Here is a 23,264-nt window from a genome sequence, read left to right as displayed (position 1 = left end):
GCGTCCCGGCGGCGCGGTGCCGGCCCGATCTCTGTCCAGGCGGCCGGAGTGCCTGCTCGCTCGCCGGCTCGGTGCCGGTGTCGCCGGAGACCTGGCGCTGCCGGCGGTCGCAGGAGACGGCGACGGCCCCGGTCGGCGCTGTGAGGCGGCCGGCGGGCATCGGCTGTGTCAGGCTCCGTGATCCCCGCGCGGCCGCCCTGCTCGGACCGCAATTTCCTGCTCATCGATCGGTCGATGGATGAGCAACGGGATCTCGCGCGCGAAGCAGACCGCGAAGAGTTCTTTGCGAAGGACTCTTCGCGAAGAACTCTTCGCGGTTTAGCCTGTGCGGTGTGACCGACGCGATGAAGAGGCCAGAGGGCCCCAAGGTTGAAGAGGACTCCGTTGTTCTGGATGCCAAGGGGCTGCGTGCCATGGCGCATCCGGTGCGCGTGCAGCTGATTGGACTGCTGCGGAAGTACGGCCCATCGACAGCTACCCGTCTCGCGGAGCGGCTGGGCGTGAATTCCGGGACGGCCAGCTACCACCTGCGCCAGCTCGGCGCGGCCGGTTTCGTTGAGGAGGACGCCGGGCGGGGCAACGCGCGAGAGCGCTGGTGGCGTTCCGTGCATCAGATGACGGAGCTCAATGACCGGGAGCTGGTCGATCGGGAGCCCGAGGCCACCTTGGCCTTCCTGCAATCCGTCGCCGCCACCTACACCTTGCGCACCCAGCAGACGCTGAACGAGTTGCAGACGATGCCCCGCGCGTGGCGGGACACCTTCGACATGAGCGACTTGGCCTTGCGGCTCACACCCGAAGAGGCCGTCGCCTTGCGGCAGGAGTTGCGGGCCGTCATCGCCCGGTACCGGAGAGATACGCCCGAGGCGGCGGCGAGTGCCCCGGAGGGAGCCGAGCGGGTCGGCGTCATCACGCAGTTCCTGCCGGAACTGGATGCGCCCGCCCCGTCGGCGGCCCACTCCGGTTCTGAGGCCGTGACCGGAACGGAGACGTCGTGACACGGGACGGCTTAGGCGCCGACAGCATGTCCACAAGGCGGTCCTTACGGCCCCTCGGTGGGGTGCTGGCGGCCATAGCAGTGTCGCTGACCGGTACGCGGATCTCGGCGGTCGCGCTGCCCTGGTTCGTCCTGGTCACGACCGGCAGCGCCACCCAGACCGGGCTGGTCGCCTTCTTCGAGATGGCTCCCTACGTGGTGGTCAAGGCGTTCACCGGACCACTGGTGGACCGGGCCGGCCCACGGATCGTTTCCTGGACGACGGACCTCGTCAGCGCAACCGCTGCCGCCGCCGTCCCCTTACTGCACGCCCTGCACCTGCTGTCCTTTCCGCTTCTGCTGGCCCTCGTCGCGGTGATCGGCGCCGCCCGTGGACCCGGCGACCTGGCCAAGGAAGTCATGGTCCCGGAAGCGGCTGAGCGTTGTGGGGTGCCGCTGGAGCGGGCCACCGGCCTGTCCGGCGCGACCGAGCGGCTCGCCTCCACCGTCGGCCCGGCGGTCGGCGGTTCCTTGGTGGCACTGCTCGGCCCCTTGACAGGTCTCGTCGTCAACGCGGGCTGCTTCGCTCTCGGATCGGTGATCATCGCACTGGCGCTGCCTCGCCGCATGGGAGAGCCGACCGAGGGCGCCTCGTCGCAGGCAGGAGAGACGAAAGCGGGCTACTGGAAACGCTTCGGTGAAGGCCTCACCTTCCTGCGCACCGAGCCGCTGCTGCTCATCGTCATCATCATGGTGGGCATCACCAACCTGCTCGATGCGGCGTTCATGACGGTTCTCCTGCCCGTCTGGGCCAAGGAGTCCGGCAACGGGCCGACCGCGATCGGCCTCACAGGCAGCGCGATGGGAGCCGCAGCGGTTGCCGGGAGCCTGATCGCCGCGGTGGCCGCACACCGGCTGCGGCGCAGGGTCGTGTTCTTCACCGGGTTCCTGTTGGCCGGGGCCCCGAGATTCCTGATCCTCGCCGTCGACGCCCCGTTGGGAGCGGTGCTGGCCGTCTTCGCCGTCAGTGGATTCGGTGCGGGCTTCCTCAACCCGGTGATCGGGGTCGTCCTCCTCGAACGGGTGCCCCGCCGGATGCTGGGCCGGGTCAACGCGCTCCGCGACTCGTTGGCCTGGGCAGGAATCCCGCTCGGTGGGCTGATCGCCGGGGCGGCGGTGGCCTCCGTCGGACTGGTGCCGGTACTGCTCGTCTGCGGGGCCACGTACTTCCTCACCACGAACCTGGCAGGACTGCGGCCGGAGTGGCGCGAGATGGACCGTCCGGGTGGGAGAGGTGTTCTGAAACGCCACCCTGAGGAAGAAGCTCCACCAAGGCTCCCTGACCGATCAACCCGCGGGCCCGGCGCCGGTGCCGGCACAGCGCATTAGCCGCGCAGGTCCACCCGTACCGTCAGCAGCTCCGCCCCCAGCACCCGTACCGCCGCGCTGTTCATGCGGGGCAGGGTGCGCAGGCGGGCCACCGCGTCGTCGTCCGGGAGGAGGTGGGCCGTGCCCTCGTGCCAGTGGCCCCGGATGCGGACGCGGACCGAGGGGTCGGCCTTGATGTTGCGGATGTAGTGGGACTTCTCGCCGTACTCGGAGACCAGCCAGAACGTGGTGCCGACGCGGCGCCCGCCGATGGGGGTGCGGCGGGGGAGGCCGGAGGTGCGGCCGGTGGTCTCCAGAACCGTCTGGAGCGGTACGCGGCGGAGGACCGGGTTGGCGACACGGCGCTGGAAGGCCGTGACGACGCGTTGCTTGAGGCCGGCGTGGCCCGGATGGTTCGCGTGGTCCGCACTGCGGGACATCGGCGTGGTTCTCCTCGGGGTGTGGGAGGTACGGATTACAGGATCGGGTACGGGGTTACGGGGCGAAGGCGGTGGGTGGCCGGTGCGGGTCGTGACATGGAATCTGTGGTGGAGGTTCGGGCCGTGGCAGGAGCGGCAGAAGGCGATCCTCGCCGTGCTGCGTGAACTGCGGCCCGACGTGGTCGGGTTGCAGGAGGTCTGGGAGCAGGGCGGAGAGCACTCGGCAGACGCGGCAGACGCGGCGGCGGGTGTGGCGGCGGGTGCGGTGAGCGCGGCGGATACGGCGAATGCCGCGAACACGACGACCGCAGCGGGTACGGCCACCGCAGCGAACCCGGCGGATACGGCGAACCGGGAGAACCTGGCCGGGTGGCTCGCCGGGGAACTCGGTATGCACTGGGCCTGGGGCACGTACGGCGACCCCGCGCGCTGGCAGCGGCGGATCGGGGACCCGAGCGTCGGGATCGGTAACGCCGTGTTGAGCCGATGGCCCGTGCTGGAGCGGGACACCATCGGGCTGCCGACGGGAGAGGGCGACAGCGGGCGCGGCGCCCTCTATGCCCTCCTCGACGCACCGGCGGCACCCGTCCCCTTCTTCACCGCCCACCTCAGCTCCGCGACCGACGCGTCCGCGGTGCGCTGCCGCCAGGTCACCGCGCTGGTCGAGTTCGTCGCCCGCCACCGGGGCCGAGGCGCCCACCCGCCCGTGATCACCGGGGACTTCAACGCCTGGCCCGACTCCGACGAGGTCCGGCTGCTCGGCGGGTACAAGACCGCGCCCGCCGTACCCGGGCAGTGCTTCTTCGACGTCTGGGAGTACGCCGAGCCGGGTGTGCCATCGGCCACCTGGGACATCGCGAACCCGTACGTCGCCAAGTCGTTCGGGCCGAGCGTGCGGGTCGACTACATCCACGTCGGGCCGCCGGGCCCCGGCGGAATCGGGCACGTGCGCGCCGTACGGAGGGCGGGCGACGCCCCCGTCGACGGCGTATGGCCCTCCGACCACATGGCGGTCGTGGCCGACCTGACCGACGGAGCGAACTGAGCGAACGGATCGGATGGAGCGGACGACGACGTGCGTGACGGCGGGGCCGGGGGCCACTGAAACCCCCGGTCGCCCACCCCCGGAAAACCTACGGCTTCCTGCCCAACCCCCCGTGCTGCCCGATCGGCTTCGGCTCGCCCGCCGCCGTGTCGTCCGGGCGCCACAGCGGTACGGAGACGATGCCGGGGTCGATCAGGTCGAGGCCGTCGAAGTAGCCGGTGATCTGGTCGATGGGGCGGAGGAAGTACGGGACGGCGCCGGTCTCGTTGTAGGCGTCCTGGGCGCGCTCGTAGTCGGGATCGGTGCCCCGGGAGCCCTCGTTGATGTTGAGGTAGCTGCCGGAGGGGAGGCCGTCGAGGAGGCGGCGGACGATGTCGCGGGCCTCCTCGTAGTCGCGGACGTGGCCGAGGATGCCGCTGAGGATCAGAGCCGTGGGCCGGGACAGGTCCAGCGTCGCGGCCGCGGCCTCCAGGACGCGGTCCGTGTCGTAGAGGCTGGCGTCCACGTATGCGGTGGCGCCTTCGGGGGCGGAGTACAGCAGCGCGCGGGCGTGCGCGAGGACCATCGGGTCGTTGTCGACGTAGACGATCCTCGACTCCGGCGCGCTGCGCTGGGCGACCTGGTGGGTGTTGTCGGCCGTGGGCAGACCGGTGCCGACGTCCAGGAACTGCCGTACGCCCTCCACCTCCACCAGATGCCGGATGCTGCGCCGCAGGTACGCGCGGCTGCTGCGGGCGATGGTCACGATGCCGGGGAAGGCGCCGGCGTACGCGTCGCCGGCCGCCTCGTCCACCGCGTAGTTGTCCTTGCCGCCGAGCCAGTAGTTCCAGATGCGGGCGGAGGCGGGCACCGAAGTGTCGACCTTCTCCTTCGCCGCCGGAGCCACCGCCGGGTCGGGCGTGGTCGCGTGATCGGTCATGGGCGCCGTCTCCTTGGCCGTGCAGGTGCGTCACGCGTACGGAGGTACGGACGCACGTGTTGTGTCGAGCCAAACCTAAGGCCCAACACAGCTATTCCGTACGCGGGTTCCCCCTACGTTCGCCGGACCTTCCAGCTGGCTGCTATCGCGCCCTGTCGCTGACCGTTGTCGCCGACCGTTGTCGCCGACCGATGTCGCTGACCGTTGTCGCCGACCGATGTCACTGGCCGTTGTCGCCGGGCGATGGCGCCAGCCGAAGTCGCCGACCGTTGTCGCCGTCCGAAGTCGCCGACCGATGTCACCGCCTTATCGCCGCCCAAGGAAGATCGGGTTCGTGAAGGCCGCCAGCGGGCCGGGGAAGCCCGGGACGATCGGCGGGTGGCGGACCTCGGCACGTACGTACGCCGCGTACGAGGCCGTCGTACGCCACTCCGCGGACCCGGTGCCGGACGCGGGAAGCGCGGCCGAGGTGAACAGGACGCCCTGGTCGGTGACGAAGCGGAGGGTGCAGTCCGGGGAGCCCGTCGCCTCCAGGCGGACGGTGACCGGCGTGTCGGCGTCCACCGGCAGCCGCTCGCCGATGCCCGCGTGCTCGCCGCGCGCCCCGGAGGCCGTGAAGGACACGGACACGTCCTTGGACTCGGCGACGTACGAGCGTCCGGCCCGCAGCCCCTCCTGGATGGCCTCCCTGGTCAGGTCGTCGGCGAGGACGACCGTCTGGGGGCGGCCGACCGGGTCGGGGTCGCGGTGGGCGTCGCTGTTGCCCATCGCCGGGATCCACCCCTGGCGGCCCTCGCGCACGGCCGCCACGAGCATGCCGTCCCAGTCGGCGAGCGCCACCTCGTCCTCCGGCGAGTACGCCCCGTTCCACACCTCCACCGCGTCCGCCTCGCCGAAGCCGAACTTCCAGTTGCAGCCGATGCAGGTGGCGTGCGGATGGGCCGGGACGACCAGGCCCCCGGCGCGCCGGATCTGCCGGGCGTACTTGCCGAACCGGTTGTCCCGCGCCCGGTACCGCCAGTCGACGAACGTCCCCGGGTCGATGCCGAGCGCCACCACGTGGCCGTTGCGCGTGGTGACCTCCTCGCCCAGCAGGATCAGCAGGTCGTCACCGGCGTGTTCGGCCCAATGGGCGTGCGCGGACGGGGTGTTGTGCTCCGAGCTGTTGATGAAGTCCAGTCCCGCGGCCCGCGCCAGCGCCGCCAGCTCGGCGAGCGTACGGCGGCCGTCGGAGTACCAGGAGTGCAGATGGCAGTCGCCCCGGTACCAGGCCCGGCCCCGCCCCTTGGCCCGCTCCGGCGGGTACACCGGCTTCACCGCCGCGGCCGGCCTGCCGTACGTCAGGGTGATCGTGATCTCGTACGGCAGCCCGCCCGGTGCCACCGTGTACGGGCCCAGCGCGATGTGCCACGTGCCGGGGCGGACCGGGCCCGGGAGGTAGCCCGGAGTCGCCTCGTCCGCCCGGATGAAGAACTCCGTGCGGGCGCCGCCGGACCAGCCCCGGAAGCCCTTGCCGCCCAGCTCCGTGCCGCGCTCGTCGAAGACACCGATGTCGAGCGCGTTGCCCATGGTGCCGGCCGGGACGGTCAGCCTCTCGTAGCTGTACGAGACCTTCAACTCTCTTACCCCCGGCGGCACTTCGACCGGCAGATACGCGAAATCGGGGGACCCGGTGGGGAGGGTCCCCCGGATGGTCTTCGTCTCCTGGCCGCCGTCCGCGGCCTCGGCGCCGCTCGTCCCAAAGGTCACGCTTCCCAACGTAAGCGCGGCCGCCGCCGACGTCACGAACAGCGCGCGCCTTCCGAGTCCGTTCCCGTCACCGTGGTCGCCGTGGTGGTCGTCGCACATGCTGCTGCTCCCCAGGTCGGTCGTGCGGGACATGGCATGGGTGGTGCGGGGCGGTGCGGGGTGGTTCCGAGAGTGGTGCGGGGGTGGTCCGTGGTGTGTGTGCCACCTTCGTATTCGGTGGTGAACTGCGGGGCAAGGGAGGGGAATCGGCGGGTTTCCACTTGGCCGAGTTGCGCCGGGTCATGACGTGCCCGCCGACCGCGACGAAGAGCCGGTCTCCTGGAGCTGCGGTACGCCCGCCACACCCCGTCATGCGTGAGATAGTGTCCGGATTTCGGACACGGTGAACGGGGGTACGCGTGAGGTTCGTCTGGCTGTTCTGGCTCAGGGCCCACTTCGGTACATACGGGTACAGCCATGGACTGCTGCGCGGCTCGATCGGCACGCTCGCGGTGCTCGTGACCGCCGCGACGATCTGGGCCATGGTGCGCGAGAGGAACCCCACCGTCGCCAAGATCGCCGCCGGTGTCGTAGGTGTCGCCGGCGTCGGGTGGCTGGCCGCCCACTGAGGTCGGGTCCATGGAGGGACGCCGGTGTCAGCCATCAGGTTCCGACCGGTCGGTATGGACATTCGTGGGCGGAGCGGTTAGAGATGACGCATGCGCATCTCCGTGACGATCTTCCTCACCGACGAGACGATCACTCCGACCCGGCTCGCCCGCGAGCTGGAGCAACGCGGTTTCGCGGGGCTCTACCTCCCCGAGCACACGCACATCCCCGTCGAGCGGACGACGCCGTACCCGGCGGGCGGGGAGCTGCCGCGCGAGTACGGCCGCACCCTCGACCCCTTCGTCGCACTCGGCCAGGCCGCCGCCGTCACCGAGCGGCTGGGCCTCGGCACCGGGATCACGCTGGTCGCCCAGCACGACCCGATCGACCTCGCGAAGCAGATCGCGACCGTCGACCACCTCTCCGGCGGCCGCCTCACCCTCGGCCTCGGCTACGGCTGGAACGTGGAGGAGGCCGCCGACCACGGGGTGACGTGGCGTACCCGGCGGGAGCTGGTGCGGGACCGGATGGCGTTGATGCGGGCGCTGTGGGCGGAGGAGCCGACGGCGTACGAGGGGGAGTCCGGGAGCGTACGGGCGAGTCAGGCCCATCCGAAGCCGGCGCAGAAGCCGCGCGGGCCGGTGGTCGGGCCGCGCACGCTGATCGGTGGGGCCGCGGGGCCGAAGCTGTTCGCGCACATCGCCGAGTACGCGGACGGATGGCTGCCGATCGGGGGGCGGGGGCTGGGGGAGGCGTTGCCGGTGCTGCGGGCGGCCTGGGCGGACGCGGGGCGCGACCCGGCGGCGCTCCAGGTGGTGCCGTACGCCGTGCAGCCGAGTGCGGGGAAGCTGGCGTACTACGCGGAGTTGGGGATCGAGGAGGCTGTGGTGCAGCTGCCTCCGGCGGGGGAGGCCGAGGTGCTGGGGGTGCTGGACTCGTACGGTGCGCTGATGGAGCGCTGATGGGGTGACAGGTGCGGGGGCGCCCGGTGCCGATGTCGTTCCGGAAACCGTCCGGCTGCGGTGGTCGACACGGTCCCCCGCCCATGCGCCCCATGCGCCCTTTTCGGGGCTCCGCCCGCGGACGTCATCGGCCGCGACCTCCCGGAGGTCGCGGCCGATGCGCGGTCGTCAGGCGGTCGCGGTCACTTCACCGCGGGACCCACCCGGAGCGTGACCGTGGAGCCGTCCTTGGCCTCCTTGATGATGGTGATCTTGGTGTTGGTGTTGGTGATCTCGACTCCGGCCGTGGGGTTCTTCTTGTCGTAGTACGTGTGGGTGCGGTCGTTGAAGGTCGACACGCCCTTCTTCGACGTGATCTTCAGCGTGACCTTCTTCCCCCAGTGCAGCGTGAACGCGTCCGTGCGGCCCAGGGTGAACGTCGAGTCGTGCGTCTGGTGGTCGTTCCCCGCCAGCTCTCCGTCGGACCACTTCAGGGCCTTCGGGTGGGCGTCGACCGGCAGCAGCAGACCGACACCGGGGTGCTGGCTGGTGTTGTTGTCCTGCTGCGAGGTGTCCCACTTCCAGATCAGCAGGCCGTTCTGGTACGGGTAGCGCTCCACCCAGCCCGGACGCGTGGAGTTGATCGCGAGCTTGAGGGCCTTGTCGTACGACACGTACTGGCGGTTCTCGGCGATGTAGTACTGCTCGTGCTCCGTGGTGTAGGAGCCGCCGAAGCGGGAGAAGCCGGCTGCCGTCCAGGCGGGGTCCGCGGTCTCGGCGTTGTCCGAGAAGAGGGGCGAGCCGTCGGCCGTGACGGTGATCCGGTCGGCCACGAATCCCTTCTGGGCCACGTACACGTCGGTCTGGTAGCGGAAGCGCAGGTCGATCTTCCGGCCCGCGTAGGCGTCCAGGGAGTACGACAGCTTCTTGAAACCGTCCGTCGTGCCGTCCAGGGCCGGCCTGTCACCGCTGTCACGGCTGATCGGCCGGCCGTCGGCGGTGCCGTCGATGGCGGTCCAGGTGGCGCCGCCGTCGGTCGAGACCTCGGTGTAGAGGTAGTCGTAGTCCTTCTCGATGTCCCACCAGCCGTCGAGCGTCAGCGCCGCGGAGGTCCTGCCGGTGAGGTCGACGGAACGGGTCAGCGTGTTGGACAGGTTGTCGGCGCTGCCGCTCCACCACTGCTGCGAGCCCTCCGTGGGCTTCACGACCTCGACGTTCACCCGCTTCTTGGGCAGCTCGACCACGAGGGCCTGCTTGTCCTCGGTGTTGTACTCGGCGACGCCCAGCGTGTGCGTGGACTTCTTCCCGGCCTTGGCCGTGTCGTAGTTCAGCCACCCGAGCTGCAGTTTGTCCCAGGCGGTCATGTCGCCGGGCAGGTCACCGATCTCGGTCTTGCTCTGGCCGAGCCACGAGCCGCCCGACATCAGGGTCCAGGAGCCGGTGGAGTTCTCACCCTTGCCGCTGGTGTCGTAGTGGTCCGGCAGACCGAGGTCGTGGCCGTACTCGTGGGCGAAGACACCGAGGCCGCCGTTCTCCGGCATGATCGTGTAGTCGCCGACCCAGAGGCCGGTGTCGCCGATCGGGGCGCCACCCCGTTTGTTGCCCGCGGGGCCGATCTTGTCCCAGTCGTCGCTGAACGCGTACCAGCGGTGCGACCAGATGGCGTCCTCGCCCTGCGGTCCCCCGCCGGCCTCCTCGCCCTCACCGGCGTGCACGAGCTGGAAGTGGTCGATGTAGCCGTCGGGCTCGTTGAAGTCGCCGTCGCCGTCGAAGTCGCCACGGTCCCAGGTGTCGAACTTCGCCGCCTCCGCCTTGATCTCGGCGTCCGTGCGCCCGGCCGCCTTCTGCTGCTCGGCCCAGGCGGTGACGCCGTCCGCGACGACCTGCCAGGCGCAGGTGTCGGGCTGGCACTTGTTCGAGCCGTAACGGGCCTCGTTGTAGGGGACCTTGACCCAGTCCGAGACCTCACCCTCGACCGAGTAGCGGCCCGAGGACTGCTTCTCGTAGTACTTCTTCATCGACTCGGTCTTCTTGCCCGTGCCGAAGAGCAGCTGCTCGTAGTGCTTCCGGTTGTAGTCGGCCCTCCAGGCCGTCGTGTTGTTCTTCTTGCGGTCCGGCTTGGCTATCCGGTTGTGCAGCGGGCCGGGCGTGCCGCCGTAGGCGCTGTCCGTCTGGTCGCCGAACTCGACCAGGACCGTGAAGATCCTGTCGGTCTTCTCGCGGCCCAGCTCGACATACTTGGGGTCGCCCTTCCTGCTCTTCAGCCGCACTACCTGGGAGCCGTCACGGTTCTTGACCGTGGCGTCGCCGGATATGACCTGCTTCAGGGCCTCCTCGCGCTGGGCGGCCTGTGTCTTGCTCAGCGGGCTTTCGAGGTCGTGCTCGTGTGCGGCGTGGGCGTCGGCCGGGTCGTGGTGATCCGCGGACGCGGCCGGCGTGTGGTCTTCGGCGGCCTGCGTGGTGGTGACGGTGAAGCTCGTGAACGTCGCCACGGCGGCGAGGGCGACACCGGTTGCCGCGGCCCTGAACGTCCAGGGTTTGCTGGTCACTTGTGGGGGGTTCCTTCCTGGACGCGGTCACCTTGCGGGCGCGCGGCGGACAGTCCTCTCCAGCGACGCCTGCGGCTCGTGACACGCGTGATGGTTCAAGTAAACGTATTTGACAGGGAGTTGAGAGAAAAAGAAAGTTCGAGATCGTCTATGGCACGAGTAACTTCATCGCGCGACGGCCGTTGCCGGACTTGTGCACCATGCGTTCACCGATCCATCAAAGGAAGTGCACGGATGGGTCGGATGAGTCGGATGAGTCGGATGGGCGGATGGGCGGATGGGCGGATGGGCGGATGGGTGAATGGACCGCCCTGTATGAGTGACGGTTATTACCGACCGGTCATTATCGAGATCATTCCCGACCCTCATCGGCCATTGGGCAGTTATTACTGAGCAGTTACTACCGGGTGGTTGTCGGCGGGTCTTTCGTCAGGGGAATTCGGCCCGGCCGTGCGGTGTGCTCTTCGTGGGTCCGTCGGTTGCCGACGAGGTGCTGACGAGGTGCTGACGAGGTGTCGACGAGGTGCTGATGAGGTGCTGACGAGGGACGCGGACGCTCCCTCGGTCGATCTCGGCCGCGCCCCCACCCCGGCGGAGCGTTGAACAGCCAGGGGTCGCCTGCCGCGAGGTCGCCAGTTACACCGCGTAACGGAAACCGGCCTCATCGCCTGCCCGTGGCTGCCTGGGCTGCTTCTGTCGCTCGTATGCTCGACGGATGACGACTTCCGCGATCTCCGGAACCGGCCCCACCGGGCGCCCCGGCGGCACCGGCCCGACCGAGAACTCCATGCGGCGTGCGCTCAAACGGGCGAGGGACGGTGTGGCGCTCGATGTGACCGAGGCGGCGGTGCTGCTGCAGGCGCGCGGCGCGGATCTGGAGGATCTGGCCGCGTCGGCGGCGCGGGTGCGGGACGTGGGCCTCCAGGAGGCCGGCCGCCCCGGTGTCATCACGTACTCGAAGAGCGTCTTCATCCCGCTCACCCGGCTGTGCCGGGACAAGTGCCACTACTGCACCTTCGTCACCGTGCCGGGCAAGCTGCGGCGGGCCGGGCACGGGATGTTCATGTCGCCGGACGAGGTGCTGGACGTGGCCCGCAAGGGGGCCGCGCTCGGCTGCAAGGAAGCCCTGATCACGCTCGGCGACAAGCCGGAGGACCGCTGGCCGGAGGCGCGCGAGTGGCTCGACGCGCACGGGTACGACGACACGATCGCGTACGTCCGGGCCATCTCGATCCGCATCCTGGAGGAGACGGGACTGCTCCCGCACCTCAACCCCGGCGTGCTGAGCTGGACGGACTTCCAGCGGCTCAAGCCCGTCGCCCCGTCGATGGGGATGATGCTGGAGACCACCGCGACACGACTGTGGTCCGAGCCGGGCGGCCCGCACCACGGCTCCCCGGACAAGGAACCGGCGGTCCGGCTGCGGGTCCTGGAGGACGCGGGCCGTTCCTCCGTCCCCTTCACGTCCGGAGTCCTCATCGGGATCGGGGAGACGTACGAGGAGCGCGCGGAGTCGCTCTTCGCGCTGCGGAAGGTGTCCCGGGCGTACCACGGCATCCAGGAACTGATCATCCAGAACTTCCGCGCCAAGCCGGACACCGCGATGCGCGGCATGCCGGACGCGGAGCTGGACGAGCTGGTCGCCACGGTGGCCGTCGCCCGGCACATCATGGGCCCGTCGGGCTGCGTCCAGGCCCCGCCGAACCTCGTCGACAGCGAGTACGAGCGGCTGATCGCCGCCGGGATCGACGACTGGGGCGGCGTGTCGCCGCTCACCATCGACCATGTGAACCCCGAGCGGCCCTGGCCGCAGATCGAGGAACTCACCGAGCGGTCCCGCGCCGCCGGGTTCGAGCTGCGCGAACGCCTGTGTGTGTACCCGGAGTTCGTGACGCGGGGCGAGCCGTGGCTCGACCCGCGCCTCCTGCCGCACGTCAGGGCCCTCGCCGACCCCGGGACGGGCCTCGCCCTGCCGGACGCGGTCGTCGAGGGGCACCCGTGGCAGGAGCCCGAGGAGGTCTTCGTCGCCGCCGGCCGTACGGATCTGCACACCTCCATCGACACCGAGGGCCGTACCGGCGACCGCCGGGAGGACTTCGACTCCGTCTACGGCGACTGGGGCGCCCTGCGTGAGGCGGCGGCGCCCGGTATGGCCCCCGAGCGCATCGACACGGACGTAAGGCAGGCGCTGGCGACGGCGGCCGACGACCCCACGAAGCTGTCGGACGACGAGGCGCTGGCCCTGCTGCACGCGGACGGGCCGGCGCTGGACGCGCTCTGCCGGATCGCGGACGACGTCCGCAAGGCGGCGGTCGGCGACGACGTCACGTACATCGTCACCCGGAACATCAACTTCACGAACGTCTGCTACACCGGGTGCCGTTTCTGCGCCTTCGCGCAGCGCCGCACGGACGCCGACGCGTACACGCTCTCCCTCGACCAGGTCGCCGACCGGGCCCAGCAGGCCTGGGACCTCGGCGCGGTCGAGGTCTGCATGCAGGGCGGCATCCACCCCGACCTGCCCGGGACGGCGTACTTCGACATCGCGAAGGCGGTGAAGTCCCGCGTCCCCGGTATGCACGTCCACGCCTTCTCCCCGATGGAGGTGGTGAACGGCGCGACCCGGACCGGCATGTCCATCCGCGAGTGGCTGACGGCCGCGAAGGAGGCGGGCCTGGACTCCGTCCCCGGCACGGCGGCGGAGATCCTGGACGACGAGGTCCGCTGGGTCCTGACCAAGGGCAAGCTGCCGGCGGCCACCTGGATCGAGGTCATCTCCACCGCCCACGAGCTGGGCATCCGCTCCTCCTCGACGATGATGTACGGCCACGTCGACCAGCCCCGCCACTGGCTCGGCCATCTGCGCACCCTGGCCGGTATCCAGCAACGCACCGGCGGCTTCACGGAGTTCGTGACCCTCCCCTTCATCCACACCAACGCGCCGGTGTACCTGGCGGGCATCTCCCGCCCGGGCCCCACCATGCGCGACAACCGGGCCGTCACCGCCATGGCCCGCCTCCTCCTCCACCCCTGGATCCCCAACATCCAGACCAGCTGGGTCAAACTCGGCACGGAGGGAGCGGCCGAGATGCTCCGCTCCGGCGCGAACGACGTCGGCGGCACCCTCATGGAGGAGACCATCTCCCGCATGGCGGGCTCCTCCTACGGCTCCTACAAGTCGGTGAAGGACCTCATCGCGGTGGCGGACGCGGCGGGCCGCCCGGCCAGGCCCCGCACCACCCTGTACGGCGAGGTCCCGGAGGAACGGCAACGCGCGGCGGCGGTCTCGGACGGCCATCTGCCGGAGCTGCTGCCGGTGCTGGACTGAATGCCGGGGCCATTCCGGCTGCGCTCTGCTCCTCGGTGTCCTTGGGGTGGCGGGTGGACGCGTAGACCCCGCCGCAGCGTGGTGGCGCACGCTGCCGCTCCGCCATCCGCTGAGCCAGAATGGTGGCGGCTGGAATCCGGGACGAGGGGGACGTACGGGTGGCACAGGCTCGGCTGTCGATGCAGGAGCTGATCGGACGGCGCAAGCGTGCGGGCTTCGTCGGGCGCCGCAATGAACTCGACCTGTTCCGGGGCAACTTCGACACCTCCCCGGAGGACGAACGACACAGCTTCGTCTTCCACATCCACGGCACGGCGGGTGTGGGCAAGTCGTCGCTGGTGCGCGAGCTGGAGGCCGTGGCGACACAGCGGAAGGCGCTCACCGCCTGCACCGACGAGACGGTGAACAGCGCGCCGGAGGCGATGGCGGCGATCAGCGCGCAGTTCGCCCGGCAGGGCGTCGAGTTGAAGGCGCTCGACAAGCTTCTCGCCGCCTACCGCCAGCGTCGGCATGAGGCGGAGACGGCGTCGGCCGCGCTGGATGCCGGGCCGGACTCCGGCTCACCCGCACCGCCCTCGGCGGGCAGCATGGCGGTGACGCAGGCCGGGCTGATCGGGCTGGGCATGGTTCCGGTCGTGGGCGCCTTCGCGGGGGCGATCGACCCCAACCAGGTCGCCAACGGGACGGATCGGTTGAGGGCGGCGCTGAGTGCGAGGTTTCGCAATCACGACGACGTGCAGCTGGTGCTTGAGCCCTTGAAGATCCTCACACCGGTCTTCGTCTCGGAACTGGACCGTGTGGCGGCCGACGTCCCCTGGATCGCCCTCTTCTTCGACACCTACGAGCGGACCGCTCCCTTCCTCGACGCCTGGCTCCTCGACCTCGTCACGACGGACCGCTACGGCGCCCTCCCCGCGAACGTGATCCTCACCCTGGCGGGCCAGCACGGGCCCGACCCGGCCCGCTGGGGCGACTACGCCGGCTTCGTCACCGAACTGGCCCTGGAGCCGTTCACGGAGTCCGAGGCGCGTCAGCTGCTCGCGGCGAAGCAGGTGGTGGACGAGGACGTCGTACGGGAGGTGTTGCGGCTGTCCGGGGGGCTTCCGGTGCTCGTGTCGACGCTGGCCAAGGACGCGGGCGGTGGCGCGGGAGCGGTGGGTGACCCCAGCGCTACGGCCGTGGAGCGCTTCCTGAAGTGGGAGCGGGACCCGGCACGGCGCGCGGTCGCGCTGGCGTGTGCGTTGCCGAGGTGGCTGGACGAGGACGTGTTCCGGATGGCCGTGGACGACGGGGAGGCCGAGGGGGCGTACGACTGGCTGCGCGGGCTGCCGTTCGTCACCGAGAGGGAAGGCCGGGTCCGCTATCACGATGTCGTGCGCACGGCCATGCTCCGGCTCCAGCGGACTCGCGCACCGAGGCAGTGGGCGGAGGCACACGCACGGCTCGCGGAGGTGTTCGGCCGGTGGCGGGGCGAGACGGAGGAGGGGGTGGACAGGGAGGAGCTGTGGCTCAGCGACACCTGGCGCGAGCTGCGGCTCGAAGAGCTGTACCACCTGCTGTGTGCCCGGCCGGGGAACGCTCTGGGGCGGGTCCTCGCGGACGTCGTCAACGCGTGTGACGCGGACACGGCGGCGGCGCGGGGCTGCGCGCGGGTGTTGTCCGACGTAGGGAAGCAGACGGACACGGAGACGCTACGCGGATGGGGTCGTGACCTTCTCGTCGCGCTCTCGGCGGAGCCGTGTGGAGAGTTGTCCGCGCTCGCCCTGCTGCTGGAACGAGCCGACCTCGACGCGTCCGCGCGCGCCGACGTGTACAACGCGCGTGGGCGGAAACTACGGAAGACGGGCGACTACGACGCGGCCCTCGCCGAATACGACCGGGCCGCGGCGCTGAACCCCGAGTCGGTCGAGGCGTACTACGGACGCGGCATCGCCCATTCGCGGCGGCGCGACGCGGCAGCGGCCCTGACCGACCTCGATCGAGCCGACCAACTGCTCCCGGGCACCGCGCGGATCATCTTCGAGCGGGGAGAGGCCCTGCGGATCATGCGCCGTTTCGAGGAATCCATCGAGGTGTTCGACCAGGTCCTCGCCTTGGACCCCACGTACAAGAAGGCATGGGGCAGCCGGGCGAGCAGCAAGTACTTCCTCGGCGACCACGACGGGGCGCTTGCCGACTTCGACCGTGCGATGGAGATCGACGACGAGTACCTGTGGGGCCTGGTCCAGCGGGGAAAGCTGCACCGGGACCAGGGGCGGCCGGAGGAGGCGTTCGCAGACCTCGACCGGGCGGTGGAGGTCGCGCCCGACAGTGTGTGGATCGCCTCCGAACGGGGGGACCTCTACCGCTTGGCCGGGCGGAACGAGGAGGCAGCCGAGGAACTCGCGCGTGCCTGTGCGCTCGATCCCGAGTACGCCTCCGCGTACGCCGGTCGCGGGTATGCGCTCGCTCGCCTCGGCCGTGACGCGGAGGCACGCGCGGCCTTCGACCGGGCGATCGAACTGCGTCCCGCCTACAGCTGGGCGCTGGTTCACCGTGCGCTCCTGCGCGGTTCCCTGGGGGACGAGGAAGGCCAGTTCGCCGACCTGGACGGTGCCGTCTCGGTTGAGGGCGCGACGGGGATCTGGGCACTGCACCAGCGGGCCGTCGCGTATTCCGCCACCGGCCGCCGTGTGGAGGCGCTGGCCGACTGCGAGCTCGTGCTGCGGCGTCACCCCGGTGACGACTTGGGCCGTCAATTGAAGATGATGACCCTGGTCTCGCTGAGCGTGGACGACGAAGCGGCTGCCGAGCTCGACCGGGTGCTGGAACGGGACCCGCTCAACGCGGCCATGCTGGCGAACAGAGGTGTCGTGCGCCTGCGGCGGGGGCGGTACCTCGAAGCGCTTCGGGACCTCGACCAGGCGATCCTCCTCGACCCGGACGAGGCGAACCTCTATGTCGCCCGAGCGAAGACCTGCATCGCCATGGGGCGGCTTCCCCAGGCTCTCGCCGACCTCGGGCGGTGCGTCGAACGAGGAACAGCGGTCGAGTGGGCCAGCCGGAGAACCGCCGAGGTGCTGTTCTGGTGCGGACGTCACGACGACGAGGCCCAGCGGCCGGACTGGTACGTCGACACGATGCCCGAGCGGTGGGAACGCGCGCGCAACGTCGGTGGGTGGATGCGCGTGCCCGGCTTGGTGGACGTCCAGGTCAAGTCAGCACTGAAGCTGAGCATGTCGACGGGGCTGGGGGCGGCAATGCCCCTGTGGCATGCTCCGCTGCGGGCGAGCGCGCAGGTGGACACGCCAGTCGACGCGACGGTCACATTCGCGCAGGCACTGGCCGGTTGTGCCCTGGGCGACTGGTCGCGGGCCGACTCGGCGATCACCGAGGGACTGTCCCTGAGCCATGACTGGGAAGATCTGGCCGACCTGACGGTCCAGCTGACCCTCCTGTCCCGCAGCCCCGACGCCGATCCGGCACTTTTCGCCCCGCGCCTCGCGCGGGTCACCGAGGCGCGGAACGCCTTCCAGGCGCGTTACGCGGCGCAGTAGGAGCCGACGAACGCCACCCACGAGCTTGCGGCGAAGTCGAGTTGTGCGCCCTGTTGGTCCTTGGAGTCGCGGACGTGGACGGTGGGGTTGGCGGGGGCCAGGGCGACCTCGACGCAGTCGGGCTCGTCGCTGCCGCTGTAGCTGCTCTTGAACCACTCCAGCGCGGAGGTCATATTTCTTCTCCCAGCACTTTCTCGATGAAGGCTCGCGACTCCCGGGGTGAGAGCGCCTGGGCCCGGATCATTCCATAACGCATTTCCAGGATCTGGACCTCCCGGGGACCGCAGATCACTCGGCCGTGCAGATGGGACGCCGTGTACCCAAGTGTTTTGCCGTCCCGCAGCTTCAGCACCCGGAAGGCACCGCTCAGGCCCGCATGGTCCACCCGGTCCGTCGGCATCACCTGGATCTCGACATGCCGCAACTCGTCCATCTCCAGCAGGTGTTCGAGCTGTCGTCGCAGCACCATTCTGCCTCCGACAGGCCGCCGCAGCGCCACCTCTTCCTGGACAAACGTGATCGACGGTCGAGGCGCACGTTCGAAGACGGCCTTACGCGCCATGCGCGCGGCGACATGACGGTCGATCTCCTCATCCGTGTATGCGGGACGCCTCAACTCGTACACAGCCTGTGCATACTCCGGCGTCTGCAGCAGACCATGAATCTGGAGGCTGGCGTAGGCACCCAGCTCAACCGCCTCGTCCTCCAGCTTCTTAAGATCCCGAACCTTCTTCGGATACCGCGCCTTCTCCACGTCCTCCTTCATCGCCGCGAGCTTCCCGCCCGCCCCCAGAACCTCATCCGCCGTGTCCAGGAACTCCGGCTTCGGCGCCCGCCGTCCGCGCTCGACCGACGAGACCATCTCCTCGCCGTACCCGATCGCGGAACCCAGCTCGCACTGCCGCATTCCCGCGGCCTCGCGCCACGCCTTGATCTGTCGCCCGACCGCCTTCAGTACGGCCGCGGATTCCTCGTCCTCCATGCTGCCCATCTCCCATTTCCCGTCTCTCGCGTACGAGCCGTACGGCCCGCGACGGCACCCGGTCAGTCACGCCAGGTACCGGGGTCGTTCAGAGTAGGAACGAGTCGCGACGCTGAGTGACGTGAACCAGGAAACCCTTCGCCAAGTCCCCGCCAGTGCGTACCTCTTCACGAGGCAGTTGTCCGCAACTCGAAAAGGTGCTCGACTGGCCAGACTGCTCACCGAACGGCAACTGGGCGATGGGGGCGTGCCGTTGGGTGGCGCGGCCCAGGTCGTGGCCGAGCCCGGTGTCGAACGCCGTGCTTCCGGAGGGGACTCCTGGCCCGGCCGCGGACGCGGAGGTCGGTCAGTCGATCGTCCGGTCGTTCGTCGGCAAGTAGGTCACCAGCAGGACCACGCCGCTCAGCAGGAACACGCGGAGGGCGGCGTCCAGGCCGTTCCAGTCGCCGGACTGCCACATGACGAACCATTCACCGCCGATGGCGATGAAGCCGGCGCCGAAGAGGAGGAGGACCATGAGGAGGCCGAGGGTGCTGTAGCGGCGGGCGGTGTGGAAGGTGTGGTGGCCGAGACCACGGGCCCAGAAGTAGGTGGCCGCGAGCAGGACCAGGGCCGAGACGGTCTCCCAGATGATGATGAGGACGTAGGCCGCGTCCTGGATGCCCTTCGACTCGATGGCCCGCCACATGAGGTCCTCGTCCTTGAACGTGGTGTCCATGGCGAAGACATGGCGGACGAACTGCTGGTTCGTGCCGAAGTCGGTGATGTTGCTGAACGCCACGAGCGCCATGTACAGGGCGACCGTGCCGACGAGCAGCGTCGAGGCCAGTGAGAGAAGCGAACCACGGGGGGTCTGGGATTCAGCCATGGTCCAACTATGTGCGTGGTCATGGATCATCCCCAGGTGATTTTCGGCGCGTTGGATCACGACGAGAGCCGTCGTTGGCGGAAAACCGAGGGTGGCCGGAGGGGTGCGGAGTAGGGGGCCGGGCCACCTCGTGAGCACTGCTCTGGTAGGCGGGCGCCGCCCTGCTTCGTGAGCACTGCTCTGGTAGGTGAGTACACCACCGCCCTGCGCCTGGGCACCGCCGAGGCCGAGCAGGTCCTGCGCCGCTTCACCCGCGGCGGCCCCAAGCACCCCACCTACCAGGCGATCGAGGACTGGGCCGGGCCGTGCGCACGGCGTTCGTCTGCGGCTACCTCGCCGACGTCGAACTGCGGCAGGAGATCCACGAGGGATTGGAGGTCGTCGAGAACTGGAACTCCGCGAACAAGGACCTCTTCTACGGCAATGACGGCGACCTGGCCGGGCAGGACAAGGAGTCCCAGGAGGTCAGATCCTCGCCGATCCGAAGTCGGCCGGCACGTTCACCGACGCCGACCGGCGGGCACTGTCCCCGCTGTTCTGGACCCACGTGAACCTCTACGACCGGTTCGAGCTGGACATGAACAGGCGCCTCGACCTGGACCTGACCGCCAAGGCAGCCGCAGTGCCGTGGCCGCGCACCGCCGAGGGTGAACCGGCAACGGCCTCCGCGTGAGGGGACCGGCTTGGGGCGCAACACCGAATCGCGCCGCAAGCCTCACTCGATCGAGGAGGCTTGCGGAGCGAGCAGTGGGTAAAGGGTGGGATGGCGGATTCCGTTGAGCCGGTTGTGCCGCTTGATGGCGACGATGCCTGGGTGGAGATGCTGCAATCCCGCCTGGGCAAGAGAGCCTGACTCGCCTGCCCCTCACCCCGCCCAGGATCAGGTGGTGCGAATCTCATATGCCGCTAATCTGGAACAAAGACACCCAACGGCAGGACACTACGCGGCTACAAGGCAAGGCCGTTCGCTAGAGGGGTTAAGCGCAGCGAACGCGGCTGTTGACGAGGCAACAAGTGTACCCGGCAGGACCGGTCTGGGCGTAGTGAACCTCCGGGGCGAAGCTACCAGCTCACATGGGCCAAATTCTCAGATCAGAAAGGCCGAGACATGGCAGCGCAGCAATTTTTCGTCGACTGGACGTTCCGCAACGACGAGAAGACCCGGGCCGTCGGAACCCTGGGCGGCCATAGGGTGACGCTCACCGGGGAGGGCGCCGCGGCAACGCCGGCAGTGAGCCCCTTGGGTGCCGCTTACCTCCACCAGGACTGGCAGCAATTTGAGTTGGCGCAATTCAGCCCGCCACTTCGGGCCTCAGACATGATAGAAATCGTCGGCCTTGCCGGCCATTCCTTCAACGTCGTATTCGAAACTGACGTGCAGGCCATCGTTCTTCACCTGGGGTCGCTCGCCTCAACCCTGGTGTTCACGAACCTTCCGGCGGGTACGACAGTCACCAAGCTCAGCGGCGACGATGACTTCAAGGTCGTCGACGGAAGCAAGGTCGTAGGCAAGTATGTGCCTTTCAGTGGCGGAGTCAGTGACTCCAACGGCAGCGTTCAACTCAAGGGCCTCCAGCCCTTCAGCTCGATTGCGTTCACCCTCGAACCGCTTCCCACCGTCTCAGGGCACGACGGCGTACACCTCCAGATCGGCGGGACGGTAGAACCGCTTCAGTTCGTCGACTGGACGTCCCGCAACGACGAGAAGACCCGGGCCGTCGGAACCCTGGACGGCCAAAGGGTGACGCTCACCGGGGAAGGCGCTGCGGCAACGCCGGCAGTGAACCCATTGGGCGCCGCTTACCTCCACCAGGACTGGCAGCAATTTGGGTTGGACTCCTTCACCCCGCAACTGCCCTATTCAGACATGATAGAAATCGTCGGCCTTGTCGGCCATTCCTTCAAAGTCAAATTCGAAGCCGACATGAAGAACCTCGTCTTCCACCTGGGGTCGCTCGCCTCAACCCTGGAGTTCACGAACCTTCCGGCGGGTACGACAGTCACCGAACTGAGCGGCGACGATGACTTCGAGGTCGTCGGCGGCAACAAAGTCGAAGGCCAGTATCATCCTTTCAGCGGCGGGGTCAGTGACTCCAACGGCACCGTTCGCCTCAGCGGGTCCCGGCCCTTCCGCTCGATTGCCTTCACCCTGAAACCAAATCCCCCCGTCTCAGGGCACGACGGCGTACACCTCCAGATCGGCGGGGCGCCTATCGTCTGAGCTGAGCTCGGACAGCGAACCGCAACGCAATGCCCGTCTAGTCGAGCAGCTGTCCGCCGCGGGACAGGCCGATGCCCGGTGATCCAAATGGAACTTCCTAGACCTGCCAGTTCCACACCGCTTCTCGCCGGCTTCCGTGTGACGATCGGCGCGCACTGGTAATTCTCACAAATTACCAGTTGTGCGAGTTCTGCAAGAGCCTCGGAAGTGATCGCGTTTCCGCAGGTCGCCACTCGCAGAAGTCCTCGCAAAACGTGGGTGTTGTGCGAGACAGTTCTGACACACTGCCGGGGTGGATCTGACGCCCGATCAAGCCGCCTTTGAGTTAGAACAAAACGACTGTCCGAACTGCGAAGCTCCCGCTGGGAGCCCGTGCCGCACGCGCGGCGGCAGATGCGCGACGAAGTACCACACCCCGCGCTTCATCCTCGTCCCCACACTCCGCGAGGAACTGGAGGTCCTCGCGCCCGAGGACCGGGGACCAGGGCGGCCGTGGAAGCCCGGTCCGCCCGTCGAGGCCGCGCCGGCCACCGCGGTGGCCAAGCCGATCCGGATCGGGTACGCGCGCTGCTCGACCGCCCGGCAGGAACTCGCCTCCCAGCTCAACGCGCTCGCCCGCGCCGACTGCAAGCGGATCTTCTCCGAGAAGATCTCGACCCGGGTCAAGACCCGGCCGGAGCTGGAGAAGGCGCTCAAGCTCGCGTACGACATCAAGGAGGCCGCCCCGACCAAGAGGTCATCCTCACCGTCCACGAGCTCAAGCGCCTTGCCCGCAACGCCGCCGAGCTGATGACGCTCTCCGGCCAGCTCCAGGGCGCCGGGGTCCAGCTCGAACTCCTCACCGGCCCGCTCACCCGGCATCTACGACCCGGGCTGCATGGGCGCCATGTTCTTCGCCGTCCTGGCCGCCGCCGCCCAGATCGAGCGCAACTACATCCGGGAAAAGCCCCTGGAAGGCCAGGTGACCGCCGCGTCCAAGGGCAACCACGGCGGACGGCCGAAGGTCATCGACGACGACATGCTCACCTTCGCCGTCGCGCTCAAGGACAAGGGCGTCCCCGTCCCCGAGAGCGCGAAGAAGCTGACCATCAAGGTCGGCAAGAACGCGGGCAAGTCCCCGTCGGTCGCCTCGCTGTACTGGGCACTGGGCGAAGCCGAACAGCAGCAGGACGACGGGGCTCGGGTGATCGAACAGCGCCGCCCGGTCCCCGCCCGGATCACCGGACCCGGCAGCGGCACCCACCCCGAACTTATGGAACGGCTCACCCGTCAGGCCCTCGAAGGCTCGAACGACGACGTCCTGGAACTGCTGGCCCAGCGGGCCGCCGACGAAGGGAACCCCAGGTGATCCCACTGCCGCCCATCCGCACGAAGGGGCCGGTGTCCTCGACGCCACCGCCCTGGTGACACCGGGCCGTTCGGCCGCTGGCCCGACCCGAAGGCCCTCCTGCGCAGGTACTGCGAAGCCAGCCCAGATGACGGCCAGGCCCGCACCCTCACCGCGGGCGAGGATCATTTCACCGTGACGTGGCACCTGCTGCCCTGCCCGCACTACGCGGCCGATCGCGGCCTGGCGAGAGAAGAGGACTGAGGTTACACAGCGCTACATGTCCCTTCACCGTAGCCATACGAGAGCAGGGCCGGGTACGGCGGCTGTTCGTGTCCACGCGTCTGGCGATCGGAGTGGATCAAGAGTGGATCAACAGGTGTGTCCCACGTGACGTTTAGCGCTCGTCGAGAGCCCTGATTGGACC

At 69.1% G+C, this 23,264-nt stretch carries 18 protein-coding genes and 1 pseudogene; 12 read left to right on the top strand and 7 right to left on the bottom strand.

Annotated features, from left to right (window positions below; all coding sequences use genetic code 11):
* Positions 1-344: 344 nt before the first annotated feature.
* Together OG202_RS21680 and OG202_RS21675 are read left to right on the top strand one after the other, a co-directional pair.
* On the top strand, positions 345-998 hold the full coding sequence (locus tag OG202_RS21680; protein WP_327732213.1) for a winged helix-turn-helix domain-containing protein: 654 nt from the start codon (positions 345-347) through the stop codon (positions 996-998).
* A 26-nt stretch (positions 999-1,024) separates the two neighbouring features.
* Positions 1,025-2,365, top strand: coding sequence for an MFS transporter (locus OG202_RS21675; protein WP_328223357.1), 1,341 nt, complete (start codon positions 1,025-1,027; stop codon positions 2,363-2,365).
* Here the strand turns inward: OG202_RS21675 and OG202_RS21670 are convergent.
* The gene (locus OG202_RS21670) at positions 2,362-2,784 is read right to left on the bottom strand and encodes a nitroreductase/quinone reductase family protein (protein WP_327729179.1); all 423 of its coding nucleotides are present in this window, start codon (positions 2,782-2,784) and stop codon (positions 2,362-2,364) included. The genes OG202_RS21675 and OG202_RS21670 overlap by 4 nt on opposite strands.
* Positions 2,785-2,866: 82 nt before the next feature.
* Between OG202_RS21670 and OG202_RS21665 the strand changes: the two genes are divergently transcribed.
* On the top strand, positions 2,867-3,829 hold the full coding sequence (locus OG202_RS21665) for an endonuclease/exonuclease/phosphatase family protein (RefSeq protein ID WP_328223354.1): 963 nt from the start codon (positions 2,867-2,869) through the stop codon (positions 3,827-3,829).
* An 88-nt stretch (positions 3,830-3,917) separates the two neighbouring features.
* Here the strand turns inward: OG202_RS21665 and OG202_RS21660 are convergent, their stop codons facing one another.
* Both OG202_RS21660 and OG202_RS21655 read right to left on the bottom strand, forming a co-directional pair.
* Complete coding sequence (locus OG202_RS21660; protein ID WP_327729182.1) at positions 3,918-4,748, bottom strand: SAM-dependent methyltransferase; 831 nt, start codon at positions 4,746-4,748, stop codon at positions 3,918-3,920.
* Positions 4,749-5,054: 306 nt separating this feature from the next.
* Positions 5,055-6,596 (bottom strand): CehA/McbA family metallohydrolase, encoded by a 1,542-nt coding sequence (locus tag OG202_RS21655; protein ID WP_328224703.1) that lies wholly within the window; start codon positions 6,594-6,596, stop codon positions 5,055-5,057.
* Positions 6,597-6,895: 299 nt separating this feature from the next.
* On the opposite strand from OG202_RS21655, the gene OG202_RS21650 reads away from it, so the two are divergent.
* Together OG202_RS21650 and OG202_RS21645 are read left to right on the top strand one after the other, a co-directional pair.
* Complete coding sequence (locus tag OG202_RS21650) at positions 6,896-7,105, top strand: hypothetical protein (protein WP_328223352.1); 210 nt, start codon at positions 6,896-6,898, stop codon at positions 7,103-7,105.
* 90 nt (positions 7,106-7,195) lie between these two features.
* Positions 7,196-8,047: an LLM class F420-dependent oxidoreductase gene (locus OG202_RS21645; protein WP_328223350.1), complete on the top strand. Its 852-nt coding sequence runs from the start codon at positions 7,196-7,198 to the stop codon at positions 8,045-8,047.
* 182 nt (positions 8,048-8,229) lie between these two features.
* Here OG202_RS21645 and OG202_RS21640 read toward each other — a convergent pair whose 3' ends face one another.
* Positions 8,230-10,575, bottom strand: coding sequence for an immune inhibitor A domain-containing protein (locus OG202_RS21640; protein WP_328223349.1), 2,346 nt, complete (start codon positions 10,573-10,575; stop codon positions 8,230-8,232).
* Positions 10,576-11,290: 715 nt separating this feature from the next.
* Here OG202_RS21640 and OG202_RS21635 point away from each other — a divergent pair.
* Together OG202_RS21635 and OG202_RS21630 are read left to right on the top strand one after the other, a co-directional pair.
* Positions 11,291-13,903 (top strand): bifunctional FO biosynthesis protein CofGH, encoded by a 2,613-nt coding sequence (locus tag OG202_RS21635; RefSeq protein ID WP_327729187.1) that lies wholly within the window; start codon positions 11,291-11,293, stop codon positions 13,901-13,903.
* A 119-nt stretch (positions 13,904-14,022) separates the two neighbouring features.
* A complete protein-coding gene (locus tag OG202_RS21630; protein WP_327729188.1) occupies positions 14,023-17,439 on the top strand; it encodes a tetratricopeptide repeat protein in 3,417 nt (1,138 codons plus the stop codon).
* On the opposite strand, the gene OG202_RS21625 is transcribed toward OG202_RS21630, so the two are convergent.
* The 3 genes from OG202_RS21625 to OG202_RS21610 form a co-directional block, all read right to left on the bottom strand.
* On the bottom strand, positions 17,424-17,612 hold the full coding sequence (locus OG202_RS21625; protein ID WP_327729189.1) for a DUF397 domain-containing protein: 189 nt from the start codon (positions 17,610-17,612) through the stop codon (positions 17,424-17,426). The genes OG202_RS21630 and OG202_RS21625 overlap by 16 nt on opposite strands.
* Positions 17,609-18,421 (bottom strand): helix-turn-helix domain-containing protein, encoded by an 813-nt coding sequence (locus tag OG202_RS21620; RefSeq protein WP_328223348.1) that lies wholly within the window; start codon positions 18,419-18,421, stop codon positions 17,609-17,611. Before OG202_RS21620 ends, OG202_RS21625 begins: the two co-directional genes overlap by 4 nt.
* 346 nt (positions 18,422-18,767) lie before the next feature.
* A complete protein-coding gene (locus OG202_RS21610; protein ID WP_326582069.1) occupies positions 18,768-19,289 on the bottom strand; it encodes a DUF2165 domain-containing protein in 522 nt (173 codons plus the stop codon).
* Positions 19,290-19,478: 189 nt separating this feature from the next.
* Between OG202_RS21610 and OG202_RS46550 the strand changes: the two are divergent.
* The 5 genes and pseudogenes from OG202_RS46550 to OG202_RS21585 all read left to right on the top strand — a co-directional run.
* Positions 19,479-19,756: pseudogene (locus OG202_RS46550) on the top strand (Tn3 family transposase); the annotation flags it as partial.
* Positions 19,757-19,836: 80 nt separating this feature from the next.
* Positions 19,837-19,962, top strand: coding sequence for a hypothetical protein (locus OG202_RS21600; protein WP_326582071.1), 126 nt, complete (start codon positions 19,837-19,839; stop codon positions 19,960-19,962).
* Between the two features lie 435 nt (positions 19,963-20,397).
* The gene (locus tag OG202_RS21595; protein WP_326582072.1) at positions 20,398-21,510 is read left to right on the top strand and encodes a hypothetical protein; all 1,113 of its coding nucleotides are present in this window, start codon (positions 20,398-20,400) and stop codon (positions 21,508-21,510) included.
* A gap of 292 nt (positions 21,511-21,802) precedes the next feature.
* The gene (locus OG202_RS21590) at positions 21,803-22,300 is read left to right on the top strand and encodes a zinc finger domain-containing protein (RefSeq protein ID WP_328223346.1); all 498 of its coding nucleotides are present in this window, start codon (positions 21,803-21,805) and stop codon (positions 22,298-22,300) included.
* An 87-nt stretch (positions 22,301-22,387) separates the two neighbouring features.
* On the top strand, positions 22,388-22,858 hold the full coding sequence (locus OG202_RS21585; protein ID WP_328223345.1) for a hypothetical protein: 471 nt from the start codon (positions 22,388-22,390) through the stop codon (positions 22,856-22,858).
* Positions 22,859-23,264: the final 406 nt, after the last annotated feature.

This window comes from Streptomyces sp. NBC_00310, from assembly GCF_036208085.1.
Taxonomy (GTDB): domain Bacteria; phylum Actinomycetota; class Actinomycetes; order Streptomycetales; family Streptomycetaceae; genus Streptomyces.
This window is presented reverse-complemented; position numbering and strand designations above follow the sequence as displayed.

Coding starts and splice junctions, on each gene's coding strand:
- OG202_RS21630 (WP_327729188.1), top strand. CDS start 14,023: ATGGTGGCGGCTGGAATCCGGGACGAGGGGGACGTACGGGTGGCACAG.
- OG202_RS21680 (WP_327732213.1), top strand. CDS start 345: ATGAAGAGGCCAGAGGGCCCCAAGGTTGAAGAGGACTCCGTTGTTCTG.
- OG202_RS21670 (WP_327729179.1), bottom strand. CDS start 2,784: ATGTCCCGCAGTGCGGACCACGCGAACCATCCGGGCCACGCCGGCCTC.
- OG202_RS21610 (WP_326582069.1), bottom strand. CDS start 19,289: ATGGCTGAATCCCAGACCCCCCGTGGTTCGCTTCTCTCACTGGCCTCG.
- OG202_RS21620 (WP_328223348.1), bottom strand. CDS start 18,421: ATGGAGGACGAGGAATCCGCGGCCGTACTGAAGGCGGTCGGGCGACAG.
- OG202_RS21675 (WP_328223357.1), top strand. CDS start 1,025: ATGTCCACAAGGCGGTCCTTACGGCCCCTCGGTGGGGTGCTGGCGGCC.
- OG202_RS21635 (WP_327729187.1), top strand. CDS start 11,291: ATGACGACTTCCGCGATCTCCGGAACCGGCCCCACCGGGCGCCCCGGC.
- OG202_RS21625 (WP_327729189.1), bottom strand. CDS start 17,612: ATGACCTCCGCGCTGGAGTGGTTCAAGAGCAGCTACAGCGGCAGCGAC.
- OG202_RS21660 (WP_327729182.1), bottom strand. CDS start 4,748: ATGACCGATCACGCGACCACGCCCGACCCGGCGGTGGCTCCGGCGGCG.
- OG202_RS21585 (WP_328223345.1), top strand. CDS start 22,388: ATGGGCGCCATGTTCTTCGCCGTCCTGGCCGCCGCCGCCCAGATCGAG.
- OG202_RS21645 (WP_328223350.1), top strand. CDS start 7,196: ATGCGCATCTCCGTGACGATCTTCCTCACCGACGAGACGATCACTCCG.
- OG202_RS21595 (WP_326582072.1), top strand. CDS start 20,398: ATGGCAGCGCAGCAATTTTTCGTCGACTGGACGTTCCGCAACGACGAG.
- OG202_RS21655 (WP_328224703.1), bottom strand. CDS start 6,596: ATGTGCGACGACCACCACGGCGACCACGGTGACGGGAACGGACTCGGA.